The 22,039-nt window shown below is 66.4% G+C and carries 21 protein-coding genes and 1 pseudogene; 13 read left to right on the top strand and 9 right to left on the bottom strand.

Annotated features, from left to right (window positions below):
- Window positions 1-99: 99 nt before the first annotated feature.
- Entirely contained in the window at window positions 100-924 is an 825-nt protein-coding gene (locus J2S73_RS15410; RefSeq protein ID WP_306886508.1) for a DUF2927 domain-containing protein, read from the top strand.
- A gap of 372 nt (window positions 925-1,296) precedes the next feature.
- A complete protein-coding gene (locus J2S73_RS15405) occupies window positions 1,297-1,968 on the top strand; it encodes a L,D-transpeptidase (protein ID WP_306886507.1) in 672 nt (223 codons plus the stop codon).
- Window positions 1,969-2,111: 143 nt separating this feature from the next.
- Here the strand turns inward: J2S73_RS15405 and J2S73_RS15400 are convergent, their stop codons facing one another.
- The 3 genes from J2S73_RS15400 to J2S73_RS15390 form a co-directional block, all read right to left on the bottom strand.
- Window positions 2,112-2,714, bottom strand: a complete 603-nt coding sequence (locus tag J2S73_RS15400; RefSeq protein ID WP_306886506.1) for a DUF2076 domain-containing protein — start codon at window positions 2,712-2,714, stop codon at window positions 2,112-2,114.
- 94 nt (window positions 2,715-2,808) lie between these two features.
- Complete coding sequence (locus J2S73_RS15395; protein ID WP_306886504.1) at window positions 2,809-3,459, bottom strand: alpha/beta hydrolase; 651 nt, start codon at window positions 3,457-3,459, stop codon at window positions 2,809-2,811.
- 30 nt (window positions 3,460-3,489) lie between these two features.
- Window positions 3,490-4,416 (bottom strand): ring-cleaving dioxygenase, encoded by a 927-nt coding sequence (locus J2S73_RS15390; RefSeq protein ID WP_306886502.1) that lies wholly within the window; start codon window positions 4,414-4,416, stop codon window positions 3,490-3,492.
- 300 nt (window positions 4,417-4,716) lie between these two features.
- On the opposite strand from J2S73_RS15390, the gene J2S73_RS15385 reads away from it, so the two are divergent.
- Entirely contained in the window at window positions 4,717-5,421 is a 705-nt protein-coding gene (locus J2S73_RS15385) for a Crp/Fnr family transcriptional regulator (RefSeq protein ID WP_306886501.1), read from the top strand.
- A gap of 230 nt (window positions 5,422-5,651) precedes the next feature.
- Here the strand turns inward: J2S73_RS15385 and J2S73_RS15380 are convergent, their stop codons facing one another.
- Together J2S73_RS15380 and J2S73_RS15375 are read right to left on the bottom strand one after the other, a co-directional pair.
- Window positions 5,652-6,305 carry a ferric reductase-like transmembrane domain-containing protein gene (locus tag J2S73_RS15380; protein WP_306886500.1) on the bottom strand — a complete coding sequence of 218 codons (654 nt, stop codon included), beginning with the start codon at window positions 6,303-6,305 and terminating at the stop codon, window positions 5,652-5,654.
- Between the two features lie 20 nt (window positions 6,306-6,325).
- The gene (locus J2S73_RS15375; RefSeq protein WP_306886499.1) at window positions 6,326-6,814 is read right to left on the bottom strand and encodes a peptidase associated/transthyretin-like domain-containing protein; all 489 of its coding nucleotides are present in this window, start codon (window positions 6,812-6,814) and stop codon (window positions 6,326-6,328) included.
- 455 nt (window positions 6,815-7,269) lie between these two features.
- Here J2S73_RS15375 and J2S73_RS15370 point away from each other — a divergent pair.
- A pseudogene (locus tag J2S73_RS15370) lies at window positions 7,270-7,646 on the top strand (glyoxalase superfamily protein).
- Between the two features lie 56 nt (window positions 7,647-7,702).
- On the opposite strand, the gene J2S73_RS15365 reads toward J2S73_RS15370, so the two are convergent.
- The 4 genes from J2S73_RS15365 to J2S73_RS15350 form a co-directional block, all read right to left on the bottom strand.
- Window positions 7,703-8,095, bottom strand: a complete 393-nt coding sequence (locus J2S73_RS15365) for a DoxX family protein (RefSeq protein WP_306886498.1) — start codon at window positions 8,093-8,095, stop codon at window positions 7,703-7,705.
- 283 nt (window positions 8,096-8,378) lie between these two features.
- The gene (locus J2S73_RS15360) at window positions 8,379-9,116 is read right to left on the bottom strand and encodes an acetoacetate decarboxylase (protein ID WP_306886812.1); all 738 of its coding nucleotides are present in this window, start codon (window positions 9,114-9,116) and stop codon (window positions 8,379-8,381) included.
- A gap of 128 nt (window positions 9,117-9,244) precedes the next feature.
- A complete protein-coding gene (locus J2S73_RS15355; RefSeq protein WP_370874449.1) occupies window positions 9,245-10,360 on the bottom strand; it encodes a patatin-like phospholipase family protein in 1,116 nt (371 codons plus the stop codon).
- Between the two features lie 216 nt (window positions 10,361-10,576).
- Entirely contained in the window at window positions 10,577-11,296 is a 720-nt protein-coding gene (locus J2S73_RS15350) for an outer membrane protein (protein WP_306886496.1), read from the bottom strand.
- Window positions 11,297-11,547: 251 nt separating this feature from the next.
- Between J2S73_RS15350 and J2S73_RS15345 the strand changes: the two genes are divergently transcribed.
- The 9 genes from J2S73_RS15345 to rplS all read left to right on the top strand — a co-directional run bounded on the left by J2S73_RS15345 (window position 11,548) and on the right by rplS (window position 21,891).
- Window positions 11,548-13,539 (top strand): AMP-binding protein, encoded by a 1,992-nt coding sequence (locus tag J2S73_RS15345; RefSeq protein WP_306886495.1) that lies wholly within the window; start codon window positions 11,548-11,550, stop codon window positions 13,537-13,539.
- 8 nt (window positions 13,540-13,547) lie between these two features.
- Window positions 13,548-14,372 (top strand): ABC transporter ATP-binding protein, encoded by an 825-nt coding sequence (locus J2S73_RS15340; RefSeq protein WP_306886494.1) that lies wholly within the window; start codon window positions 13,548-13,550, stop codon window positions 14,370-14,372.
- A 63-nt stretch (window positions 14,373-14,435) separates the two neighbouring features.
- A complete protein-coding gene (locus J2S73_RS15335) occupies window positions 14,436-15,392 on the top strand; it encodes a branched-chain amino acid ABC transporter permease (RefSeq protein ID WP_306886493.1) in 957 nt (318 codons plus the stop codon).
- 3 nt (window positions 15,393-15,395) lie between these two features.
- Window positions 15,396-16,472, top strand: a complete 1,077-nt coding sequence (locus tag J2S73_RS15330) for a branched-chain amino acid ABC transporter permease (RefSeq protein WP_306886492.1) — start codon at window positions 15,396-15,398, stop codon at window positions 16,470-16,472.
- Window positions 16,473-16,631: 159 nt separating this feature from the next.
- A complete protein-coding gene (locus J2S73_RS15325) occupies window positions 16,632-17,969 on the top strand; it encodes an ABC transporter substrate-binding protein (RefSeq protein ID WP_370874442.1) in 1,338 nt (445 codons plus the stop codon).
- A gap of 169 nt (window positions 17,970-18,138) precedes the next feature.
- Window positions 18,139-19,146 carry an alpha/beta hydrolase gene (locus tag J2S73_RS15320; RefSeq protein WP_306886491.1) on the top strand — a complete coding sequence of 336 codons (1,008 nt, stop codon included), beginning with the start codon at window positions 18,139-18,141 and terminating at the stop codon, window positions 19,144-19,146.
- Window positions 19,137-19,991 carry an ABC transporter ATP-binding protein gene (locus tag J2S73_RS15315; protein ID WP_306886490.1) on the top strand — a complete coding sequence of 285 codons (855 nt, stop codon included), beginning with the start codon at window positions 19,137-19,139 and terminating at the stop codon, window positions 19,989-19,991. Before J2S73_RS15320 ends, J2S73_RS15315 begins: the two co-directional genes overlap by 10 nt.
- A gap of 10 nt (window positions 19,992-20,001) precedes the next feature.
- A complete protein-coding gene (locus tag J2S73_RS15310; protein WP_306886489.1) occupies window positions 20,002-21,234 on the top strand; it encodes a phenylacetate--CoA ligase family protein in 1,233 nt (410 codons plus the stop codon).
- Between the two features lie 240 nt (window positions 21,235-21,474).
- Entirely contained in the window at window positions 21,475-21,891 is a 417-nt protein-coding gene (rplS, locus tag J2S73_RS15305; protein WP_306886488.1) for a 50S ribosomal protein L19, read from the top strand.
- The last annotated feature ends 148 nt before the right edge of the window (window positions 21,892-22,039 follow it).

The following is a 22,039-nucleotide window of genomic DNA, read 5'->3' as shown; positions in this document are numbered from 1 at the left end:
ACCCGGTGATGCAGGCGTCCGGATCACAGATCATTGCGGTTGATGTGGGGCTGGGAACGTGATCGAAATTGCAACGCACCAGAGGGTTGGGAGTTGGCGATGCGGGCCGTAACTTTGCTGATTGTCGGGCTGCTCGCCGTCGTGCCGATCCGGGCCGCGTTCGCTCAGGACGGGACGCAGGCATCTTCAGACGAACCCCTGACGATCGGCCGGGTCGTCAACGCGTTCTCCGATGCCGAACTGATCCAGGGCTTCGTCCGCACGGTGTTCGGTGCGGAGATCATGCGCCGCGGTCAGGATCCCGAAACGTTCACGACCGTGAAGAAATTCACCGGCCCGGTGCGCGTCTACATCATCAACAGCGCGGAACGCGACTTCTCGCGACAGGTGGTGGAGTTCATCCGGATCCTGAACCAGACGGTTCACGGGCTCTCGATCCAGGCCGTCTCCAGCGAAGAGCGCGCGAACATGATCGTGTTTCTGGTCGACCGCGCCTACTACCGCAAGACGATCCGCGAAACGCTGCCGGAGAGCTTCGACACCAGCTTCCTCAGGTCAAACGACTGTTCCGCCGTGACCGGCGGCCGCGCCGGCAAGGGGCTGGAGCGCGCCTATGTCTACATCGTCGCCAACGAGGGGCGGCGCAATTTCCGGCACTGCATGATCGAGGAGATCACCCAGAGCCTCGGTCCGGTGAACGACGACGTGACGCTGCCGCACTCCATCTACAACGACAGCTCGCGGGTGCAGGGCTTCGGCGTGTTCGACTGGTTCATCCTGTCGATGCTCTACGACCGGCGGGTGAAGAACGGCATGACCCTCGACGAGGTGCTGCCCGTGCTACCGGACGCGATCGCGGATTCGCGGCGGCGGCTGAGCGGCGTGCTGCGCACACGCAAGCTGATCTCGCCGAACGCCCGCTGATGCGGCCAAAGGCGGGTGGGAGCGGCGGGGCTGATGCAGGTCCGAAGTGGCCGAATCACCCGGGCGATTGCGGCGGCCGTTGATTCGTCCCGGCAAGCCAATCCTATCCGATCTGGAAGAAACCCGCTTGTCGGCGTGGCCGATTGGAAGCAGGCGCCCCTGAAATCAGGGGGTGAAAGCCCCGAATACGGCCGCTCAGTGTTGCATGATCACTGCATGTTTACCGGATTCGCGCAGGATGCCGGTATTCATCCTTCTGGCTGCGCCACTTTTCAGCCATAAAGGAAACAGATGCGGGGAACGCGGTCGTGCCGAGCGCGTTTTGACACTCGTGTTTGGTGAATCGAGCGGATGCGTGTGGGCGTCGGAACCATGACTCATTTTAAAATTGCACTGACTGTTGCGCTCGGGCTGGCCCTCGCAGGTCCCGCCTCGGCGTTCGAATCGTTCCAGGGCACCGATCGCGGTGACTGGCTGCGGTATTTGAACCAGAAGGCGGAGGCCGAACGCGGCCTGACGCTGGAAGAGCGGCGCGAGCAGCGCCGGACCCAGATCGCGGCCGTGCAGGCCGGCGGTTCGGCAGCCTCCTTCAGGCTCGATCCGAAGTTCATGCCGACCACGGTGGACTACGCGGGCCCGTATTCCCCCGGCACCATCGTGATCGATACCGAGGACCGGTATCTCTATCACGTGCAGGCCGGCAACAAGGCCCGCCGCTACGGCGTCGGCGTCGGTCGTCCGGGCTTCGAGTGGGCCGGTACCCACCGTGTCACCCGCAAGGCCGAGTGGCCGGGCTGGACCCCGCCGCCGCAGATGCGCAAGCGTCAGCCGGACCTGCCGCTGCACATGGAAGGCGGTCCGGACAACCCGCTCGGCGCGCGCGCCATGTATCTCGGCTCGACCCTCTACCGCATCCACGGGTCGAACGCCCCCTGGACGATCGGTCAGGCCGTCTCCTCCGGCTGCATCCGCATGCGCAACGAGGACGTGATCGAGTTGTACGATCAGGTCAATGTCGGCACCCGCGTGGTGGTGACCCGCTGATACAGTCTGCGATCGGATGACCCATCCGATCGCGAGAGCTGCCGGTCGTCAGCGGGCGCGCTCCCGCGAGACTAGCGGGCGATGTCACGGCTATTCCGGATGAAGTGCCTGAAAGGCCGGCTTCGCGCCGGCCTTTTTCGTGCTCAGAGTTCGAAGTCGCCACCGCCGCCGAACAGGCCGTCCAGAAAGCCGCCGCCGTCGTCGCCGCCAAAGTCCTCGGCGCCGCCGGCATCGGCGTAGTCCTGGCCGTCTTCCGGCGCGGCCTCGCCGGCTCCGGCATCCTGCTGGGCGGCCTGATCTGCGCCGGCACCCGCTTCGGCCGCTTCGGCTGCGCCGTTCTCGCCCATCAGGCCGCGAATGCCCTCCATCAGCAGGGTGCCGCCGACGATGCCGAGCGCCACCTGTCCCGCGCCGGAGAGGAAGCCGCCGGCTCCGAAGCCCGCCGGTCGCTGGCCGGCCGAAGGCACGCTCGAACGGCGTCCCCCTGTCACCGCGCCCGCTTCCTCGGCAAGGCTCGAGCCGGAGGTCGGTGCCGCCTGGCCTTCCAGGGAGCGGATCCTCTCTTCTGCGCGCTTCAGCGCTTCGTCCTGAACCGCGATCGTCTGGGCCATCCGGTAGGGGGCTTCCGGATTGCGGGCGACGCGCTCGGCGATCAGCGCCTCGGCCTCCGCGTCGCGCGGCCCGTTCGAAGCGCCGTCGATGCGGTCGAACATCCTGTCGAGAAGGTCACGTTCCGTCGGGTTCATGTCGGTCCTCCCGTTTCCCGGTGCGGGAGAGATATGGGTACGCGTCTGCGGAACCGCATCCTCGAAAGGAGGGGATGCCGGGATTGCGGCCTCGTCAGGAATTGACCACCTGGCCCGACGGACGATCCACAAGGGGGCGGCGGCGAAGCCAGTCGCGGATGGCGGCGATCTCCGCTTCGGAGACCTCATGGCCACCGTCCCGGTCGTAGAGATCCACCGAGGCGCCGGCCTGGCGCAGGTCCTCCACCAGACGAACGATCATCGGCCAGGGCACGATCGGATCCCGTCGGCCCGCCGTCACCAGGACATCGGCACCGAGCGGCACCTCCGCCTTGATCTCGAAGGGAATGAGCGGATGCATCAGCACCGCGCGCGGAACCGCTTTCGGCTCCGCGAGGAGCAGGGATGCGATCAGGTTGGCGCCGTTCGAGAAGCCGACCAGGATCGCCTGCGCCGGATCGCGGCCGGCCCCGGCGAGCGCCTCCGCAACGGCATTCTCCAGCTTGCCGGTCGCCCGCGCCAGGTCGTCCATGTCGTAGACGCCCTCGCGCAGGCGACGGAAGAACCGCGGCATCCCGTTTTCCAGAACGTCGCCCTGAAAGGCGATCGCATGGGTCCCGGGAGAGAGGACGCGGGCAAGTCCTGCAAAGCTCTCCGCATCCCCGCCCGTGCCGTGCAGCATGAGCAACGTGCGGGGATCGTCGGCCCGTCCGGGGATGACGACAGTCTCGTAAAGATCGCTCACTGACGTGGTCCTCTCTCCTTGTTAAGTCGCTCAGACGACGAGCTCGGGCAGCCGCTTCTCCAGAAGCGGCCGCAGGTGTTCATGCTGGTCCGGCAGCTTGAGGGCCTCGCCCAGCGTGGCGACCGGCTCGTCCGTCGCGAAGCCCGGCTCGTCGGTGGCAACCTCGAACAGCACGCCGTCCGGCGAGCGGAAATAGATGGCGAAGAAGTAGTTGCGGTCGATCTGGGGCGTGACCTGGAACCCTTCGGCCATCAGCGTTTCGCGGACGGCGGCCTGCTCCTGCCGGTCGGCGACCCGGAAGGCGATGTGATGGACGCGACCGGCCCCCTGGCCGGCCGGGCGTTGGTCCGGAGCATGAAGCAGATCGACCACGCCGGCCGCCGCGTCAGGGCTGACAAGCCGCGTCAGGTTCCCGTCGCGCTCCGTCTCGCTGTAGCCCATCAGGCCGGTGAGGAGCGCCTTGGTGGCGTCGGTCTCAGCGAGCGTAAGCGTCACCCCCCGGAACCCTTTCACGGCGGCATCCGCGCCGATGCCATTGCTGGCCCAGCCCGGTCGCCCGTCGTCGCTCTCCACCAGCGCGAACGCGAAGCCGTCGGGATCCTGCGAGCGCAGACGGCGCTCCTCGAACACCGTTTCGTCGATGACCGGCGCGGCCGCAGCCGCCTCCAGGCGGGCCTTCCAGAAGTCCAGCGTCCCCCGGGGCACGGCGAACTGCGTCAGGCCGGCCTCGCCGGTTCCCGCACGCCCCGAAGGCACGCCGGCCCACGGGAAGAAGGTGAGCACCGATCCAGGCGTGCCGACCTCATCGGCGAAGTAGAGATGATAGGTGCCCGGGTCGTCGAAATTGACCGTCTTCTTGACGAGGCGCAGCCCAAGATGTTTGCCGAAGAAATCGACGTTACCCTGAGCTGACGAAGAAATTGCCGTGACATGGTGGAGACCATTGACCGGTGACATGTTTGCGCTCCTGTCTCAGGAAGATACGGTGACGGCGGCGCCACCGATCTGACTGAATCAAAAAAAAATTGTGCCGTGACCGACTAGATAAGATCTGGCGCCTCGAGGAGAATAGAAGCTGCGTTCCGTCATCGGGGACGCGCTGTTCGCAATTGGTGGACGGGCGGGGCGGGCTGTCGTCATGCCGTGATGCCGGTCTCGGCAAGTGTGCTAGACTTGCACCGGCGTCGGCGTGATTTCGGGAAGGAGCCGGTCCGCCCGCCGATCGCGATACGCACCAGATCTCGAAGGGGTGTGGAGATGTCCGTCGAGCATGCGACCATCAAGCAGACGATCCTGGATCGCAGCTTCTCGCTCGAAGGGCTCGACCCCGAACTCGCGGCGGGACTGGCGGCGCTTGCGCGAACGGTGAAGGTGGATCCGGGACGGACGCTGTTTCACGCCGGCGATCCGGGCAACGGCTTCTATGTGGTGCTCGACGGCTCGCTGAAGGTCTGCGTCAACTCCTGCGCCGGCTCCGAACAGCTTCTGGCTATGCTGGGCGCCGGTTCGCTGGTCGGCGAACTGTCGATCTTCGACGGTCAGCCGCGCTCGGCGACGGTCGTGGCGGTGAAGCCGGCCCGGCTCGCCTTCATCGAGAAATCCGCGTTCGATCGGTTCGCCGACGATCATCCGGCCGTCTACCGGCATATTCTCCACATCGTCGGCCAGCGGCTGCGGCACTCCAACGATGCACTCGCCGCGCGGTCCTTCCTGCCGCTGCCCGGACGTGTGGCGCAGACGCTGCTTCAGCTTGCCGGCAGCTTCGGCCGTCCGCTGGAAAACGAGCGGGTTCTCATCCACTACAAGATCAGCCAGTCCGACATCGCTTCCATGTCGGGCGGGGCGCGGGAGAATGTCAGCCGGGTCCTTAACGACTGGAAGCGCGGCGGCACCATCAGCCGGATCTCCGGCTACTACTGCATCGAGGATCGTCCCACCCTGGAAGCCGCGGCGACGCTCTAGAGCAAATCCCAGGAAAAGTGGGAACCGGTTTTCCGTCCGGGATTTGTGGTCGAAGAACAGCGTTCACGCGAGTTCGCTCCGCTCACCGCTGCGCGGGCGCGGCCGGTTCTTTTGTCCAGGTCGCTGCGCTCCGCGCCTCTTGACCGGCCGGCGCGCGGTCGCGCGCTGGAAAATCCCAGGAAAAGTGGGAACCGGTTTTCCGTCCGGGATTTGCGGTCGAAGAACAGCGCTCACGCGAGTTCGCTCCGCTCACCGCTGCGCGGGCGCGGCCGGTTCTTTTGTCCCGGTCGCTGCGCTCCGCGCCTCCTGAGGTCGACGAGGAGCTTCACCGTCGCCGCGACCACCAGGCCGCAGAGCACGATCTTCGAGACGGTTTCCATCGTCCCTTCGATGAGGAGGGCATGGGCCGCCACGCCTGCGACGATCACCACCGCCAGCGACACGTGGCCCGCCCGCCACCACCGCGGCCGGATGCGCAGGGGCCTGCGCAGGGCGGCCAGCAGCGCCGTCGCGAAGACCGCCCACATGGCGATCACGCCCCAGGCGGAGAACGGCGTCGGCGAGCGGAACAGGAGCGCGTCGATCACGTCCGGCGGGCTGGTGATCCAGAGCCCGGCCACGTGCAAGACGAGTGCGGCGACAAGGGCCACACCCACCCAGCGGTGCAGCCGCCTGCGCCTTGCCGGTGTGAGCCCCGGCAGGTAGCCGCCGATCAGAAGCGGCTGAAGCAGCAGGAGGCCCAGCGCGACGACGCCGGCGAATCCGGCCGCGATGTAGACCGGGGACCGCCAGGCAAGCAGCGGGCTGCCGGCGGCGAGCGCGACCGGCACGACGACGGCCGCTGCAACCGCCGCCCAGGCCAGGACCGCGCGCGCCGAGCGCATGCGGGGTGACGCCAAGCCGGTCAGGCCGGCTGCAGGACGAAGTGGGCCTCGAGGCTGGTGTCGCTGGAACTTGCCATCACCGGCCGCAGGAAGACCGTTTCGAAGTCCCCGCTGTCATAGGCGAGGTGGCCATGCGGCTGGCCGAAGGCCGGCACGATCTGCGGCATTTCCAGCCGGAATACGCCGTTCTCGTCGGTGAGCGTGGCGCCGTGGCTTTCCGGGTCGCGCTCGTAGCCCTCGGTGGTGTGCGCCCAGATCTGGATGCGCTGGCCGGGAAGCGGTGCCCCGTCGCCGGCGCGGCGGACCGTGCCGGTCATCCAGAAGCCGCCGCCGCCGATCCGCTCCACGATGGGCGCGCCGGGACGGTAGTTGTTGGAGCCGCCGCGCATCGAGGGGGTCGGCGCAAGGCCGGCGGCGCGGGCGGGAACGAGCAGGCCGGATGCGCTCGCTGCCAGTGCCGCGCCTCCTGCGGCCAGAAGCGTGCGGCGGTCGATCAAGCCGGGTCTCATGATGGGGCCTCCTGATGATCGCACGAAAGAATTGCCGGGGTGTCCTCGGACGAACCCGGTCGCTGTTGAAACCGACCTAGGGCATTACCCGTCGATTACCAACGCAGGTGGGCATTCGTGCGGCGGCGCACACTCACAGTCGCGTGAGGGGCGAGCAATCGCAGGAAAAGTGGGAATTCGGTGTTCCGTCCGCGATTGCGACTTAAAGAAATTTTCGCTCACGGCAACGTCGGATCATGTGGCCCTGGACCCCGGCTTTCGAAGGGATGAGCGAATACTGATAGTCCCAGCGAAAGCGGGACCCGGCTTCCCGGCGGATCGGGATCGGCTAAACGGATCGAGGGTCGCTCAGGCGGCCGATCGTGAGCACCGTCTCGCGCAACCCAAGCGAAGGTTCGACACCCGGCGGGCACCGTCCCGGTCCGTGCGTGCGCACCTTCGACAGGAGACGTGAGATGACCGATCAGACCGGTCACGGCATCCGGTTCGGCCGGATCGCGGCAACGGTGCCGGTGAGCGACATGGAACGCGCCCTGGCGTTCTATGTGGATGTGCTGGGCTTTCGCAGCGTGTTTCAGAACGGGACGCCGACGGGGTTCGTGATCCTGCGCCGGGACGACGCGGAGCTGCACCTGACGTTTCACCGCGACCACAAGGCGGACCGTTCAACGTCGCGCACCTGATGGTGGCGGACGTGGATGCGCTCCACACGCTGTGCCAGCAGCACGGCGTGCGGATCGTGAAAGGCCTGAAGGACAAGGAGTTCGGCCTCAGGGCTTTCGTGCTGGCCGACCCGGACGGGAACCGCATCGACGTCGGCCAGCCGTCCTGAACTGCGGCGCCGGGTGGCTCGTTACGACATCCGGCGCTCCGCGGACGCTGCGTCTTTCAGAACTTCCGCTGGTCGGCGCTCCACGGGCCGGCGCCGGCGAAGATCAGATAGAAGAACAGGAAGCAGAACAGGATCGACGCGTCGCCGCCATTGTTGGCGGGGAACGGACCCTGAGGCGCGTGCACCATCCAGTAGGCGACGGCCATCGTGCCGGAGGCGACGAAGGCGGCCGGCCGGGTGAACAGGCCGATGGCGATCAGCGCGCCGGTGACGGTCTCGATGATGCCGCCGAACCAGAACAGCGAGAACATGGCCGGGGCGTGATCGGTCGGTGGAATGCCGATCAGCTTCTGCAGGCCGTGCTGCAGGAAGAGGAGGCCGGCGACGAGGCGCACGACGCTCAGGACCCTCGGTGCCAGCCAGCTCGGAAAGATGTTCGACGTTGCCATGATGCCTCCCGCTCAGCCTGTTGAAGTCGGCTTGAAAACAGAGCGGTAGACCTTTTTCCCCGTCGGCGAAAGCGCCCGGCTGCACAGGGGGCAGCCGGGTCGTTCTGACCCTCACGCCGAAGTCGCTATCGCTCACCGGCTCCGGGTGGGCGGCCGAGTTCTTTCCGCTCACGCGAATGCGCTGCGCTCATCGCTCCGCGAGGGCGGCCAAGTGTGGCCGGCCGACAGTCGTCGGCTGGCAGGCGGAATACGGAAGACGAGTGGCTACACGCCGCCGGCTCTCTCAGGCCAGATAGTCGTGGACCACCTCGCCCAGGCCGAGGGTCAGGTCGGACAGGATGTGGGTCGCGCCGAGCACCTCGACCACGGGCAGCTTGGCCACCGGCGCGAGCGCATGGTGGGCGAATTCGATGGAGGCCGGGCCGGACCAGGCGCCTTTGAAGACGATGTCGGTCATGTGGTACTTCACCAGCTCGCAGACCCGGGCGGTGCCGTCCACGTGGGGCACGATCTTCAGGAGGAAGTTCGGCGCCGTCAGCGACGGCATCACGTCGGCTTCCGCCAGGTCCTTGTGCTTGTAGCCCATGGTCGCCGTGCAGACCCGGACCGGGCCGAAGTCCAGCGTGCCGACCAGGGTCTCCTTGTGCACCTGCATGGTCGGCTTGGCGTATTTCTTGGGAAAGCCCCAGAGTTCGCGTCCGCCGAGGATCGGCGGCCCGTCGTCCAGATACATGGCGTGGACGTAGGCGCCGCGCTCGCCCTTGTAGCTGACCGGAATGACCTGGCCGGACTCCGTGTAATCGCCGAAGCCGTTGGAATCCGGCATCCGGATGAACTCGTACTTTACGATCGGGTCCAGCACCTGCAGCGGCGCGGGAATGACGGCCGCCAGCGCCTCCGGATCGGTCCGGTAAGTGACGATGAAGAACTCCCGGTTGGTGAAGCGATAGGGCCCCTTGGGAAAGGCGGGGGAGGTGAAGGGCATCGCGAAGGCGTTCTGCCGGATGGTGTCTTCGCTGATCATTGGGTCGGCTCCGCTTGGAAATGCGCGTCCCGCCGCTTATCGGCCGCAAACGCTTCGCCTGGATGACAGGGGCGGCCGTGCGCAGGCGGGCGCGGCCGCAGAAGGGAAAACCCGAAGGCCGCCGGTCAGTCCTCGGCGTCCCGGTCGACGTCGTGGGTGACGAAGCCGACCTCCGGATCCGGCGGATTGAACCAGTCGGTGTGGCGGAGCGACCGGCGCATGGTCGAGGCGCCCGCCTTCCAGTGATCGATCATGGTGTTGCGGGAGAACTCGTAGTCCTTGAACGCCTGATCGTAGAGCTTGCGGCGGTAGATCAGATGGAAGACGTTGACGCTCGCATGGCGGCCGAAATGGCGCAGGCGCCGGGCCTCGGGCGTGTTCTGCAGGTCTTCCGGGAGCTTCTCCAGAAGCGTGGAGATCGCCTGTCGCGCCTCCTGCATGCGCCGGAACATGTTGGTGTTCAGGCGCGTCCGGCTGGAAAAGCGGATGTCCTTCTCGCGCTCGTTGACGTCCTGCAGGTTGCGGGGGCGGGGGCCCCGGGCCGAGAACAGGTCGACCTGGAAGACCAGCGTTCCGGAATACTGGCCGGAATCGATGATGTACGAGAGCGGCGTGTTGGAGACGAGGCCGCCGTCCCAGTAGAGTTCGCCCTCGATCTCCACCGGCGGGAAGCCCGGCGGCAGCGCGCCGGACGCCATGATGTGCTCCGGACCGATGCGCCGTTCGGCCGTGTCAAAATAGGCGAAGTTGCCGCTGCGGACGTTGACCGCGCCCACGGAGAGCCGGACCGGACCGTCGTTCAGGTAGTCGAAGTCGACCAGCGATTCCAGCGTGTGCTTGAGCGGGGTGGTGTCGTAGAAACTCGCCGCCGCGGTCGAGCCGTCCGCCTGGAAGAAGGGCGGCGGAAAGCGCGGCTGGAAGAAGCCCGGAACGCCGAAGGTCATCACCGCCATCGACGAGACCTGATTGTAGGCGGCGCGGACGTCGTCGCCCTCGGGGATGTGGGGCCAGTTGATGCCGCTGGTGACCTTGTTCCAGAAGCTCCTCAGCCGCTCGACCCGCTTCTCGGGCGGGTTGCCGGCTATGATGGCGGCGTTGATGGCGCCGATCGAGATCCCGGCCACCCAGTCGACGTCGATGTTGGCTTCGCACAGGACCTCGGCCACGCCGGCCTGATAGGCGCCGAGCGCGCCGCCGCCCTGCAGCACGAGGCATGTGGTGTTGTAGTGGGTGTCGATCATGCGCCGGCAGTCGGCGAACTGATCTCCGGCAGCACGGTCATCGCGGTTCGGATCGAGCACTTGAAGCCCCTTTTCTCGTCGCTGACCCACGGTGCCCCGACCATAATCGTTTCCGGGGGGCGGAAAAAGGGGCTTTCGCAGTGCAGCATCTGCCGCCTGGGGCCACTCCCGTCGCTCCGCTGGCGGACGGCGTGCGGCTTGTCAGTGATCGAAGAGCTATTTCATCCGGAGGCGGAGATTCAGTCCGGCCCGTACGACGACGGTGCTTTCGTCCAGATCGACATAGGCCCGACGCAGTCCGGCGATCTGGGGCGTGAGCCCGATTTCCGGGCTCCCGAATTGGTAGTATCTCACACCGACGAAGCCGGAGAGGAGCTCGGTGAGGGCATATTCGCCGCCGGCGCCGAGCGTCCACCCCTGTCGGGTCTCGCTTCCGCGGTAGGCGGTGCCGAGCCGTGTGGTGGTCGCCCAGTAGTCGTCGCGCTGCCAGGCCGCGCCGGCGTCCACATAGGCAAGGACGCGGTCCCAGCTGTATCCGATCCGGCCGGTCATGCTGGCGAGCGCGGTGACGTCGCTCCCGTAGACCACGCCGGTTTCGCGGGTGCTGGGGTGGGACCCGTCGGCATCCGACCAGGCGTAGTCGCCCTGCACGCCGAGGACGACACCGTTCGGGAACTGGTAGTCGCAGCCGGCCTGGCCGCCGGCGAGCCATCCGGATGCGGTGTGGTCGCCGAGGGAAACGCCATAGAACGCCCCGCCCGGAGTGCGGTTGAGCCACTCCTGGCGGCTGAAGAGCCCGCCCGCCTGGATGCCGACATAACACCCGGTCCAATCGAGCCGGACTTGGGAATCCCCGGTTCGTCTTGCCTCATCGGCCCATCCCGTCACCGGGAGCAGAAGACAGAGGACGGTTGCGGCGAGGCGTGCGGGCATCATCGATCCTGTCCACAGCGGTTTATGCGCAGCACCGCGTCGGGCGCGGCTGGACGGCAGCGTTTGATCCTGCCCGTGCAGGCGGGTGGTGAAAAGGGCCTCGGCTTACGAGGCAATCGCCGCTCCTGCAATCGTAGGGTTCCGCAAGGCTTGATTTGGACGCGAACGTCCGGTTAGCTCGGGTCAACAAGACACCGGCCTGAAAGATCATCCGGACAACCGGAGGCGCGGGCCGTCAGAGGATGGGACGCTAGATGCAGGGAGCGGCTGGGGCCGGATCCGGCAGCGATGACACGTTGCCGAAGCTCTTGGTGCGGAACGCGCAGACGCTGCGCGACCGTCCGGCCATGCGCGAGAAGGACCTCGGGATCTGGCAGACCTGGAGCTGGCAGGAGGTCCTGAACGAGATCCGGCGGTTTTCACTCGGGCTTTCGGAACTGGGGATCGGGCGTGGCGACAAGGTGGCCGTGGTCGGCCAGAACCGGCCGCGCCTCTACTGGACCTTCGCCGCCGTACAGGCGCTGGGCGGCGTCCCGGTTCCGGTCTATGCCGACAGCATCACCGAAGAGATGGCCTTCGTGCTCGACCATGCCGAGGTCAAGGCGGCCGTCTGCGAGGATCAGGAGCAGGTCGACAAGATCCTGGATATCTCAGAGCAGGTGCCGTCGATCTCCTTCGTCGTCTATGACGACCAGCGCGGGCTCCGGGACTACGACCACACCCGGCTGAAGAGCTTCGAGGATGTCCAGGCGCTCGGCGATGCGGCGCTGAAGGCCGATGCCGGCCGGGAGCGTGCCTGGCACGAGCAGATCGCGGCGGGCAAGGGATCGGATCTGGCCGTCATCCTTTACACGTCCGGCACCACCGGCCGGCCGAAAGGGGTGATGCTCTCCCAGGACAACCTGGTGATCTCGGCCCGCAACGCCACCGCCTTCGACAATTTCGACGAGACCGAGGAGGTGGTCGCCTATCTGCCGCTCGCCTGGGTCGGCGACCACATGTTCTCCTATGCCCAGAGCTATGTGGCCGGCTACTGCGTGTGCTGTCCGGAAAGCCCGGAGACGGTCAATGACGACCGCCGCGAGATCGCGCCGACCTATTTCTTCGCGCCGCCCCGGGTCTACGAGACACTGCTGACGGCGATCATGGTGCGCATGGAGGACGCCGGACCCCTCAAGCGCGCGATGTTCCACGCTTTGATGCGCCATGCCCGAAAGGTCGGCGAGCGGATCCTCGACGGCGAGAGCGTCGGGCTCGGCGACCGGCTGCTCTATCGTCTCGGAGAAGTGCTGGTCTACGGGCCGCTGAAGAACCGGATGGGCTTCACCAACATCCGCGTGGCCTACACCGCCGGCGAGGCGATCGGCCCGGAAATCTTCCGCTTCTACCGCTCGCTCGGCATGAACCTGAAGCAGCTCTACGGGCAGACCGAGGCGAGCGTCTACATCACCATGCAGCCGGACGGCACCATCGATGCGGACACGGTCGGCACGCCGCCGCCGGGCGTGGAGGTGAAGATCGCCGAGAGCGGCGAGGTCATGTTCCGCTCGCCCGGCGTGTTCGTCGGCTACTTCAAGAACGACGAGGCGACGAAGACGACCAAGACCGAGGACGGCTGGGTCCACGCCGGCGATGCGGGCATCTTCACCGCCGAAGGCCAGCTCAAGATCATCGATCGGGCCAAGGACGTCGGCCATCTGAACGACGGCAGCCTGTTCGCGCCCAAATATATCGAGAACAAGCTCAAGTTCTTCCCGAACATCAAGGAAGCGGTGGCGTTCGGCCACGAGCGCGATTTCGTCGCCGTGTTCATCAATATCGATCTGATCGCGGTGGGCAGCTGGGCGGAGCGCAACAACGTCTCCTATGCCAGCTATCAGGAGCTCGCCGGCCTGCCGCGCATCTACGAGATGATCGCCGAGCACGTCGCCCAGGTGAACCGGGATCTCGCGGCAGAGCCGATGATGGCGTCCTCCCAGATCAAGCGCTTCCTGGTGCTGCACAAGGAACTCGACGCCGATGACGGCGAGCTGACGCGGACCCAGAAGGTGCGCCGCTCCTTCATCGCCGAGCGCTACCAGCCGCTGATCGACGCCCTCTACGACGGGACAACGGAGAAGTTCGTCGCCACCGAGGTGACCTTCGAGGACGGCCGGCGCGGGGTGATCGAGGCGAACGTGAAGATCCGCGACGCGGAGATGTTCGAGCCGGCCAAGCCGTCCGGCCTGTCCGAGGCTGCGGAGTAGGAGACGTGATGGCTGCCGTTGCCGAAATGACCGACATCCGGGACCGGGAAGCCGCCGCGCCCGCCGAGGTCCTGCTGGAGGTGAAGAACGTTTCGCTGGCCTTCGGCGGCGTGAAGGCGATCTCCGACATCTCCTTCGATATCCGCAAGGGGGAAGTGCGCGCGATCATCGGGCCGAACGGTGCCGGCAAGACGTCGATGCTCAACGTCATCAACGGTTTTTATCATCCCCAGGAAGGCACCATCACCTTCGAGGGCAAGGTGCGCCGGCGCATGCGCCCCTACGAGGCGGCGCGGTCCGGCATCGCCCGCACCTTCCAGAACGTCGCCCTGTTCCGCGGCATGACCACATTGGACAACATCATGTCCGGCCGCACGCTGATGATGCGGAAAAACTTCTTCTGGCAGGTGCTGCGCCAGGGCCCGGCGCTGAACGAGGAGATCGCCCACCGGCACCGGGTCGAGGAGATCATCGACTTCCTGGAGATCCAGCACATCCGCAAGACGCCGGTCGGCAAGCTGCCCTACGGCCTGCAGAAGCGGGTGGAGCTCGGCCGGGCGCTCGCCATGGAGCCGCGGCTCCTGCTGCTCGACGAGCCGATGGCGGGCATGAACCTGGAGGAGAAGGAGGACATGTCCCGCTTCATCCTCGACGTGAACCAGCAGTTCGAGACCACGATCGCGCTGATCGAGCACGACATGGGCGTCGTGATGGATATCTCCGACCGGGTGGTGGTGCTCGACTACGGCAAGAAGATCGGCGACGGGCCGCCGGACGAGGTGCGCGCCAACCAGGACGTCATCGACGCCTATCTGGGAGTGTCGCACGAATGAGCAGCCGAGCGAGCGGCCGGGGCGCCGCCTCAATCCGGAACGCGCGGGGAGCGGGCTGAACTGATGGAAACCCTCTATCTCGTCTTCATCGACCCGTTCGTGCAGATGGTCACCGCGCCGGACTTCTTCCTGCAGGTCCTGTGGGAAGGGTTCGTGTCCGGCGTGCTCTACGCGCTGATCGCGCTCGGCTTCGTGCTGATCTTCAAGGCCTCGGGGGTGCTCAACTTCGCGCAGGGCATCATGGTGGTGTTCGCCGCCCTGTCGCTGGTGGGCCTGACGGCGCTGGGCGTGCCTGCGCTGATCTCGTTCGTCATCTGCATCGGGATCATGTTCGTGCTCGCCGTGGGGGTGGAGCGGATGGTGCTCAGGCCGCTGGTGAACCAGCCGGACATCATCCTGTTCATGGCGACCATCGGGCTCACCTATTTCCTGATCGGGCTCGGCGAGCTGATCTTCGGCGGTGAGCCGAAGACGATGGTGACCGAGCAGCTCCTGCTACCGACCGGCTCCACCGCCTTCGACATCCTCGGCGGGTTCCTGATCCTGCAGCACATCGACATCGCGGCAGCCGTTATCGCGATCATCATGGTGGCGGCGCTGGGCTTCTTCTTCTCCAAGACCCGGATCGGCCGGGCGCTCAGGGCGGTTGCCGACGACCATCAGGCGGCGCTGTCGGTGGGCATCTCGCTCAACCAGATCTGGGTGATCGTGTGGTTCGCCGCCGGCATCGTCGCGCTGGTCACCGGCGTCATGTGGGGGGCGCGCTCCGACGTCTCCTTTGCGCTCCAGATCGTGGCGTTCAAGGCGCTGCCGGTGATCATCCTGGGCGGTCTGACCTCGATCCCCGGCGCCATCGTCGGCGGACTTGTGATCGGGATCGGCGAAAAGATCGGCGAGATCTACTGGGGACCTCTCGTGGGCGGCGGCATCGAAGGATGGCTGGCCTACATCATCGCGCTCGCCTTCCTGCTGGTCCGGCCGCAGGGGCTGTTCGGTGAACGCATCATCGAAAGGATCTGATCGATGCTCTACCGCGAGGCCGGACAGTACAAGACCAGCTACGCCGCCGACATGGCGGTGTTCCCGATCCGGCAGGACCGGATCGGCATCGCCGTCATGCTGGCGGTGGCGTTCGTGGCGATCCCGCTGGTGGCGAGCCCGTTCTTCCTCGCCTCCATCATGATCCCGTTCCTGATCTTCACGCTGGCGACGATCGGGCTGAACATCCTGACGGGCTATTGCGGGCAGCTTTCGCTGGGCACCGGCGCCTTCATGGGGGTGGGGGCCTACGCCTGCTACAAGCTCACCTCGATCTTCCCGGAGACCAACATCCTGGTCTGGATCCTGGCGTCGGGCATCTTCTCCGCCGCGATCGGCGTGGTGTTCGGGCTGCCGAGCCTGAGGATCAAGGGCTTCTACCTGGCGGTCGCGACGCTTGCCGCGCAGTTCTTCCTCGAGTGGGCGTTCATCCGCATCCCCTGGCTCTACAACTACAACGCTTCGGGCGCGATCGAGGTGTCGACCCGCACCGCGTTCGGCGTGGTGCTGACGGGCCCGACCGCCGGCACGGTGGAGCGCTATTTCGCGGTGCTGGCAATCGTGGTGCTGATGACCTGGGTCGCCTCTAACCTCCTGCGGGGCTGGGTCGGCCGATCGTTCATGATGATCCGCGACATGGACATCGCCGCCGAGTTGATCGGGGTCCGGCCGCTGCGGACCAAGCTCCTCGCCTTCGCCGTCTCGTCCTTCTATTGCGGGGTGGCCGGGGCGATGATGGTGTTCTTCTGGCTGGGCGCGGCCGAGCCGTCCGCGTTCTCCATCAACCTGTCCTTCCAGATCCTGTTCATGGTGATCCTGGGCGGTCTGGGCAGTCTGATCGGCTCCTATATGGGCGCGGCATTCATCTGGATCCTGCCGGTCCTGATCCGCATGGTGCCGGAAGCGCTGGGCCTGCCGATCGAAGCCGCCACCGTCGAGCACATCAACTTCGTGATTATCGGCGCGCTGATCATTTTCATTCTCATCGTGGAGCCGCACGGGCTTGCACGCATGTGGCAGATCATCAAGCAGAAGCTGAGGGTCTGGCCGTTCCCGTACTGAGGAGACCATCACCGAATCCGGCCCCGTCAGCCGGGCCGGAGCCGGCAACGACGGCTTGCAATGGCTGGCACCACACCTAAGATCGAGGTCATGGAACCGGCCAAGAGTTCCAGCCGAAAACCAATCCTGCGGGGACCCCCCGCAGCAGGGAGGAACAGGATGACATCCACCAGGACCGCGCTCGCCGGAATGGCGATCGCTGCCGTCGCCTTCACGGGTCTCGCGACCCCGGCCGCCCAGGCCCAGGACGGCGAACTCTTTATTCCGCTTCTGACCTACCGCACCGGCCCGTTCGCCGGGTCCGGCATCCCGATCGCCAACGGCATGGCCGACTATCTGACCATGCTGAACGAGCGCGACGGCGGCATTGGCGGGGTCAAGATCCGGATCGAGGAGTGCGAGACCGGCTACAACACCCAGAAGGGCGTGGAGTGCTACGAGAGCACCAAGGCCAACGACCCGCTGATATACAATCCCTACTCGACCGGCATCACGCTGCAGCTCATCCCCAAGGCCTCGGTCGACAATATCCCGGTCCTGTCCATGGCCTACGGCCTGTCGGCAGCGGCCGACGGCAACCTCTTCCCGTGGGTCTTCAATCCGCCGGACACCTACTGGGACGGCGCCTCGGCGATCATCAAATACATAGCCGAGCAGGAAGGCGGAGATCTCTCCAATCTGGACGGCAAGAAGATCGGCTACATCTTCCTGGACGCCGGCTACGGCCGCGAGCCGATCCCGCTTCTGGAACAGTTCGCCAAGGACTACGGCTTCACGCTGACCCAGTATCCGGTGCCGGCCGACCAGATGCAGAACCAGTCCTCCCAGTGGCTCAACGTGCGCCGTGACCGGCCCGACTACATGATCATGTGGGGCTGGGGTGCCATGAACCCGACGGCGGTGAAGGAAGCGGCCAAGATCCGCTATCCGATGGACAAGTTCATCGGCGTGTGGTGGTCCGGCGGCGAAGACGACGCCCGTCCGGCCGGCGACGGCGGCAAAGGCTTCAAGACGCTGAACTTCAACGGCGTCGGCCAGGACTTTCCGGTCATCCAGGACATCCTGACCCACGTGGTGGAGCCCGGCAAAAGCCAGGTCTCGGAGACCGCCCGCGTAGGCGAGAACCTCTACAACCGCGGCGTCATGAACTCCTTCCTGATGGCCGAGGCGATCCGCACCGCGCAGGAAATGACCGGCAAGAAGGTGATCGACGCGGCGGACATGCGCGCCGGCATGGAGAACCTCAACATCACCGAGGAGCGACTGAAGGAGGCGGGCATGGAAGGCTTCATGGCCCCGCTGAAGCTCACCTGCGCGGACCACTCCGGCGAGAACGACGTCTACGTCCAGCAGTGGAACGGCGAGACCTGGGAAAAGGTCTCCGACTGGTTCTCACCGATGAAGGACGTGGTCCGTCCGATGCTGGTCAAGGCGGCGGAAGAGTATGTCGCCTCCAACCAGCCCTGGCCGGAGCGCTCCGAGCCCTGCGCCCAGTAGGCGGAAACCGACATGCCGTGGCGCGGCCCTCCGCGATCGCGCCACGGCACCGCACATGCGCTGGACGCTATCGGCTTCCGGGTGCCGGGTGATAGCTTCGACGTCTCGATGATCGTCCGAAAGGGTTGAAGTCTTGGCACGGCGCAGCCGGCGGCGGATCCGCCGCTTCGTGATTTTTGCCGCCGTCGCGGTGGCCGTCTTTCTGGGAACCGGGTGGATCTATGAAGGAAACGCCGAACGGACCCATCGCCACATCCATTTCTTCGGGCCCGACGGGGTCATCTACAAGGCGCGCGAACGCGTGCTGGAGCGCGGCAGCAACCGGCTGGTCGTGCTGGTCCACGGGTTCGGGGCCTCGCCGATGACCATGATGCCGATCTTCGACGCGTTTGCGGACGGCACCGACGCCGATCTCTGGGCACCGTTGCTCGACTATCACGGGCGCACGCTGCAGCGCTTCGCCGCCTTCGATGCCGACGCGATCCGCGACGATCTGGCCGCCCGCATGAGCGAACGGATGGACGGTTACGACGAGGTCGTGGTGATCGCCCATTCCTTCGGCGGCGCGATGGCCGCCGATCTGGTCGCGTCCGGTGGGATCCCGGAGCGCGCCACGGTCCTGCTGCTCGCGCCGGCGGTCGATATCATCGCCAATACCCGCACGACCGCGCTGGAGCTCCAGGCCTTCCGCCTCTGGTCCGCCTACTGCGACATCTGGGAGATCGGCTGCAAGGTGCCGAGCCCGAAGGGCATCGATGCGGACGGCGTGGAAGACGTCTACGCCCAGACCATCTTCTTCTATATCGTCCCGAACGCCGTGCTTCAGCTGTTCGACTATGCCGACGCCATCGCGGCGAAGGTGGCCGGGATCTCCCGGCCGGTCGATATCGTGATGGCGCGCGACGACGGCGAGGTCGACTTCGAGGCGACGAAGGCCCTGTGTGAGCGGCTCGCCGCCTGCCGGCTCTATGCATTCGAGACCGGCGGCCACGCGCCCATGTTCGGAGCGACCCGGGAGACGCTGAATTCGCTTCTGCTCAGGCTTGCCGACGATCCGGGCGCCGGATGCGACGGGCTGGACTGCAGGGTCGTCGCGCCCGCGGACGCGACCGGTGCGATCCGACCGGACGCGCGCCGCCATGCCGCTTCCATCCAGGAGATCCCCACATGGCATTGAGTTCGGACACCGCGCCGGAGATCGAAGCGCCGGCGGCAGCTGCGCCGGCGATCCTCGACGTCTCCAATATCGAGGTGATCTACGACCACGTCATCCTGGTGCTCAAGGGCGTGACGCTGACGGTCCCGAAAGGCGGCATCGTCGCGCTTCTGGGGGCCAACGGTGCCGGCAAGACCACCACCTTGAAGGCGATTTCCAACCTTCTGCGGGCGGAACGGGGCGAGGTGACCAAGGGCAGCATCACCTTCGCCGGCGAGCGGGTCGAGGCGCTGTCGCCGAACGCGCTGGTCACGCGCGGCTGCATCCAGGTCATGGAGGGCCGGCACTGTTTCGGCCATCTGACCATCGAGGAGAACCTCCTGACCGGCGCCTACACGCGGCGCGACGGAGGCCGCCGGGTCCGCGACGATCTCGACATGGTCTATTCCTATTTCCCGCGCCTCAAGGAACGGCGCAGCTCCCAGGCCGGCTACACCTCCGGCGGCGAGCAGCAGATGTGCGCGATCGGCCGGGCGCTGATGTCGCGGCCGAAGATGATCCTTCTCGACGAGCCGTCCATGGGGCTCGCGCCGCAACTGGTGGAGGAGATCTTCGAGATCGTGAAGTCCCTCAACGAGAACGAGGGCGTGTCGATCCTTCTGGCCGAGCAGAACACCAACGTGGCGCTGCGCTACGCCACCTACGGCTACATCCTGGAGTCCGGCCGCATCGTCATGGACGGGGCGGCGGCCGCGCTCCGGGAGAACGAGGACGTCAAGGAGTTCTATCTCGGCGTCGGCGGCGAGGGGCGCCGTTCGTTCCGCAACGTGAAGCATTACAAGCGGCGCAAGCGCTGGCTTTCCTGAGGAGCAGGCGATGACCGACCATTTCGACGAGCGCGAAATCCAGGACCCGGACGCCCGGGAGGAAGACCTCGGAAAGCGGCTGGCCGGGCTGGTGCGCTACGCGGTCAATCACGCGCCGGGCTGGGCACGCCATCTTGCGGACGCGGAGACCGACAGGGTCGACAGCCGCGCGGCTCTGGCGAAGCTGCCGGTGCTCCGCAAGAGCGACCTGGCGCAGCTTCAGGCCGAGGATCCGCCATTTGGCGGTTTCGTAGCCGGGCAGGCCGGCCCGCCGCCGCGCGTGTTCGTGTCGCCCGGTCCGATCTACGAGCCCCAGGGCATCGGTCCCGACCCCGCCAATGCCTCGCGCGCCCTTTACGCGGCAGGGCTTCGCGCCGGCGGGACGGTCCATAACGCCTTTTCATACCATCTGACGCCCGGCGGCTGGATGCTGGACGAGGGCGCGCGGGCGCTGGGCGCGACGGTGGTGCCGGCCGGCGTGGGCAACACGGAACAGCAGGCGGCCGCGGTCGCGGCCCTCAAGCCCGACTTTTTCTGCGGCGTTCCGGACTTCCTGAAGGTGCTGCTCGACAAGGGCGCCGAACTGGGGCTGAACGTCTCGTCGATCACGCGCGGGCTGGTCTCCGGAGCCGCGCTGCCGGCCAGTCTGCGCGCCGAACTGGACGAGCGCGGCGTGCGGGTTGTGCAGGCCTACGCCACGGCGGAACTTGGCGTGATCGCCTACGAGAGCGAGGCGCGCGAGGGGCTGATCGTCAACGAGGACGTGATCGTGGAGATCCTGCGGCCGGGTACCGGCGACCCGGTGCCGGAGGGCGAGGTCGGCGAGGTGGTGGTGACCCGGCTGTCGTCCAGCTATCCGCTGATCCGCTTCGCGACCGGCGACCTGTCGGCGGCGCTGCCGGGCCAGAGCCCGTGCGGCCGCACTGCGCCGCGCATCAAGGGTTGGATGGGCCGGGCGGACCAGCGCACCAAGATCAAGGGAATGTTCGTGGACCCGGCGCAGATCGACGCGCTGGTCAAGCGTCACCCGGAGGTGCGGCGCGCCCGTCTGGTCGTCGCCCGTTCCGGCGAGCAGGACGTCATGACGCTCTCGGTCGAGACCGAGGCCGGATCGGAGATCGCCGACCGGCTGGAGGAGAGCCTGCGGGACCTCACCAAGCTGTCGGGCCGGGTCGACATCGTCGCGCCGGGGACGCTGCCCAACGACGGAAAGGTCATTGCCGACGACCGGCCGGTGGGTTGATTCCGGCCTTCAGGGCGCCATTTGAGACGCGATCGGCGAAAATGATGCGATCGACGCCGAAAAACCGCGTCTTCGCACTTGATCTCTGGTGGTGAAAATCGCTATCTCCAAACCATCGACATTGGGCGCACTTCGGTGTAGACCCGTCGACCTGTTTTTCCCGAGAGACATCGCTGCCACTCGCGCCCGCAAGCCGGCGCCGGCGCCGCGCTCGTGAATGAATTGAGAAGGTAGATTGTCATGAACGTCATCGAAGAGATCGAACGCGAGCAGATGGCGACGGTCGAGGCGCAGCGGAAGCTGCCGCCGTTCCAGGCCGGTGATACCGTGCGCGTGAACGTGCGCGTCACGGAAGGCACCCGGACCCGCGTCCAGGCGTTCGAAGGCGTGTGCATCGCCCGCTCCGGCGGCGGCCTCCACGAGAACTTCACCGTCCGGAAGATCTCCTACGGCGAAGGCGTCGAGCGCGTTTTTCCGGTGTTCTCGCCGCTGATCGAGTCCGTCGACGTGATCCGCCGCGGCAAGGTCCGCCGGGCCAAGCTCTACTATCTGCGCAGCCGTCGCGGTAAGTCCGCCCGCATCGCCGAGCGTCGCGATCGCCGCGGCGAAGAAGGCCAGCGCTCGACGACGAAGCCGGCCGCCGACGCTGCCGAGTAAGCTTCTTCCCCGAATTGCCGATTGGGCTGTCGTGACCGGAAGGGCGCGGCAGCCCTTTCGTTTGTCCGGTACGCCGCTGCGGTTGCTAACCGCTGGGAGGTTGCGGGCGCGTCCAACGCAAGTGTGCCGCTGCTCTGGCTCCCGTTCG

Origin of the sequence: Amorphus orientalis, from assembly GCF_030814015.1 — a bacterium.
Taxonomy (GTDB): domain Bacteria; phylum Pseudomonadota; class Alphaproteobacteria; order Rhizobiales; family Amorphaceae; genus Amorphus; species Amorphus orientalis.
This window is presented reverse-complemented; position numbering and strand designations above follow the sequence as displayed.